The sequence below is a fragment of the Mycobacterium parascrofulaceum ATCC BAA-614 genome (genome assembly GCF_000164135.1).
In the GTDB taxonomy this organism is placed as follows: Bacteria; Actinomycetota; Actinomycetes; order Mycobacteriales; family Mycobacteriaceae; genus Mycobacterium; species Mycobacterium parascrofulaceum.
In genome coordinates, this window is the sequence record NZ_GG770659.1 from 1 (window position 1) to 656 (window position 656).

General features: G+C 65.4%; 1 protein-coding gene. It reads right to left on the minus strand.

Going from position 1 to position 656, the window contains the following annotated elements; genetic code table 11:
• Positions 1-251 precede the first annotated feature (251 nt).
• On the minus strand, positions 252-656 hold a 405-nt coding region (lpqS, locus tag HMPREF0591_RS31850; RefSeq protein WP_244269136.1), incomplete at its 5' end, for a putative copper homeostasis (lipo)protein LpqS.

Sequence of the window (656 nt, forward strand, 5' to 3'; positions counted from 1 at the left end):
CGCAGCACCGGCGTGTTGCCCACCAAGGCGGCGGGTCGCCGGGAGGTGGCGGGGGCGGGTTGGGTGCAGTCACGGGGCTTGGGGACCTTCAGCGCTGCCAGGGAGTGAACGCATGTGTTGTTAAGAGAACGAACTTCAGTCATCAGATTTCGTCGCTTTCCTGCGAAGCCGCGAACCAGAGCGCGGCACTTGACATGGGTCAGCGGTCACCGGCCGCCGCCACAAACGGGCTACGACCTGATGCTGACCAGTCAGCGACGAGACAAGCAGAACCGGGTTAAAACGTCTTGACCGGTAACAGAAAAAGCCGGGGTATGGGGTGGGCCGCGCCCGGCGGGCAGCCCAAAACAGGCCAGCCCACCGGCCACCGCCACGGCCGCAACCGCACCCAACGCGATCAACGTGGTCACCGGAGCGCCCGAGCGGGGCAATACCGCCGCGGTGGACTGCTCAGGATGCTCGCTCGCAAATCCTTTGGTTGCACGCGGATGATCGACGCCAAAACTAGACTGACCACCACCACCACTTGCCGAGGCCACCACCGCATGTGCCGGACGCGGCGCCGAAGACTGCGAACGCATGATTACACTGTCGGCGCCGATCAGGACCCCCCACATCGCCAACCACACCGCCGCCCCCACCGCCACCACATACCG